Origin of the sequence: Castellaniella sp. (assembly GCF_034007085.1) — a bacterium.
Lineage (GTDB): Bacteria > Pseudomonadota > Gammaproteobacteria > Burkholderiales > Burkholderiaceae_B > Castellaniella.
The window spans coordinates 1-2,625 of the sequence record NZ_JAVERO010000214.1; the positions used below are offsets into that span (position 1 = coordinate 1).

Below are 2,625 nucleotides of genomic sequence, written 5' to 3' on the forward strand. Positions count from 1 at the left end.
GGCTTCCTGCTCAGCGGGGTCGCCATGGCAGCCCTGATGAGCTGCCTGGAAGCCGCCGGCCATGGCAGTCTGGGCGCCTGGCCGACCCTGGGGCTGCTGGCCCTGGGCCTGGTCTGCGGCATTCTGTACATCCGCCACGCCCGCCACGCCACCTATCCCATCATCGACCTGGGCCTGTTGCGCACCCAGACCTTCGCCGTGTCGGTCCTGGGCGGCAATCTGTGCCGCTTCTCGATCGGCGCAGCACCCTTCCTGTTGGCCATCCTGCTGCAGGTCGGCTTTGGCCTGTCGGCATTTTCAGCCGGGATGATCACCTTCACATCGGCCGCCGGCGCGCTGCTCATGAAACTGGTCGCCACCCCCATCGTGCGCCGCTTCGGCTTTCGCCGCGTGTTGATCGTCAACGCCCTGATCACGGCGGCCTTCATCGCCGCCTGCGCCCTGTTCCAGGCCAACACGCCGATCTGGATCATGGTGGCAGTCCTGTTGATCGGGGGGTTCTTCCGTTCGCTGCAATTCACCGCCGTCAATGCCCTGACCTACGCCGACCTGGATTCTGCCCAGATGAGCCGCGCCAGCAGCCTTGCGGCCACCGCCCAGCAGCTGGGCATCAGCCTGGGGGTGGCCTGCGCGGCCATGACCCTGAACCTGAGCATGACGCTGCGCGGGGGTGCCGAAGCCGACCGCATCGACGTGATGTGGGGGTTCGCCGTCATCGCCCTGGCCGTAGCTGCATCGGCCCTGTCCTTCCGGGGCCTGCCGGCGCGTGCCGGCAGCCAATTGCGGGCACGGGGATGAGATCGGCATGCAGGCTGTGACGTGGATCAGGGCCGCTCATCGTCGAGCAGCATCACCAGCTTGCAGTCCGGCCGGATCGCCAGCCGGAAGGTGAATTGCCGAAAACGCAGCCGCCCGTCCGCCGGATGCTGAAATTCGCGCAGCCCGCCTTCCCGGTCCACCACGATCTGGCGCGTCCAGGCCCGGGCGAACAGAGGGCTGCCAGCCTGCAATTCTGCCACCAGCGCGCCGATGTCCGGTTCGCCCGCCAGCGCTGCCACATCGGCGCGGAATTCGGCCACCACCCGGCTGGCGCGCTTTTCCCAGTCCACCACCAGCGTGCGCGCGGCCGGATCCAGGAAAATGTAGCGCAGCAAATTGGGCTGTCCGCATGCGGGCCAGCCATCGAACACCCTGAGCAAGGCCGCATTGCAGGCCAGCACGTTCCAGGACTGGTCCAGCACATAGGCCGGGCAGCGGATGCTGTCGACGCAATCCTGCAGCCCATCGGGCAAGGCAACCGGATCCAGCCGGCCAGCCTCGGGATCGGCGCATTCGGCCAGGCTGAACAGATAATGCCGTTCGGCACGCGCCAGGCGCAGGGCCTCGGCCAGGCGGCACCAGACGTCCACGGACACGGACACGTCGCGCCCTTGCTCGATCCAGGTGTACCAGGTGGTACTGATGCCGCACAACTGGGCGATTTCCTCGCGCCGCAGGCCCGGTGTGCGGCGCCGCACACCGGGCGGCAGGCCGTGGTCGGCCGGCGCGATGCGCGCCCGGGCGCTGCGCAGGAAAGCGCCCAGTTCCCGCCGCCGTGCCGCATCATCACGCGGCATGACGGTCTCCGTGGCAGGCGCAGCGCATCATCGTCTCAGCGCAGCACACTGGCCAGGGTACGGCGCACGTCTTCCTCATCACGCCCCGTACGGCGGACATAATCGTCCAGCTGATCGGCGCCGATCGTGCCGACATTGAAATACTTGGCCTGCGGATGACTGAAATAAAAGCCGCAGACGCTGGAAGCCGGCATCATGGCAAAGCCTTCGGTCAGTTGCATGCCGATCTCGGCGCAGTCCAGCAGATCGAACATGGCCCGTTTGACGAGGTGTTCCGGACAGGCCGGGTAGCCTGGCGCCGGGCGGATGCCCTGATATTGTTCGGCGATGATGGCCTCGTTGGACAGGGACTCGTCGGGCGCATAGCCCCACAGATCACGGCGCACCCGGGCGTGCAGGGTTTCGGCGAATCCTTCGGCCAGCCGATCGGCCAGGGCCTTGAGCATGATCACGGAATAATCATCCCCGGCCTCCTGGAACTGCTTTTCGTGTTTTTCGATGCCGATGCCGCCCGTGACCGCGAACATCCCGATATAGTCGGTCACCCCTGAATCCCTGGGCGCGATGAAATCGGCCAGGCACTTGTTGTCCACCCCCTCGCGCTTGGCTGTCTGCTGGCGCACGCCACGCCAGGTCAGCAGGACTTCGCTGCGGGTCTCGTCACGGTAGATCTCGATGTCGTCATCGTTGACGCTGTTGGCCGGGTAAAAGGCCACAATGCCATTGGCCGTCAGCCAGCGACCTTCGACGATGCGCCGCATCATGGCCTGGCCTTCTTCGTAGAGTTTGCTGGCCTCCTCGCCCACCACATCGTCAGTCAGGATGGCCGGGAACTGCGCCATCAGGCCCCAGGACTGGAAAAACGGCGTCCAGTCCAGGAATTTCAGGATCTCGTGCAGATCGTAGTGCTGGAACGTGCGCCGGCCAATGAATTTTGGCCGGGGCGGTGTGTAATTGGCCCAGTCGATTTTCGGCTTGGCCGACCGTGCCTGCTCGATGGACAGCATCA

At 65.8% G+C, this 2,625-nt stretch carries 3 protein-coding genes; 1 reads left to right on the forward strand and 2 read right to left on the reverse strand.

All coding sequences use genetic code 11. The features are described from left to right. The coding region (locus RBR29_RS11880) for an MFS transporter (protein WP_320349520.1) at positions 1–798 on the forward strand (798 nt) is incomplete at its 5' end. A gap of 26 nt (positions 799–824) precedes the next feature. Here RBR29_RS11880 and RBR29_RS11885 read toward each other — a convergent pair. Then, on the reverse strand, positions 825–1,616 hold the full coding sequence (locus RBR29_RS11885) for a helix-turn-helix transcriptional regulator (RefSeq protein ID WP_320349521.1): 792 nt from the start codon (positions 1,614–1,616) through the stop codon (positions 825–827). 35 nt (positions 1,617–1,651) lie between these two features. Beyond that, positions 1,652–2,625: vitamin B12 dependent-methionine synthase activation domain-containing protein (locus RBR29_RS11890; protein ID WP_320349524.1), on the reverse strand; the 974-nt coding region annotated here is incomplete at its 5' end.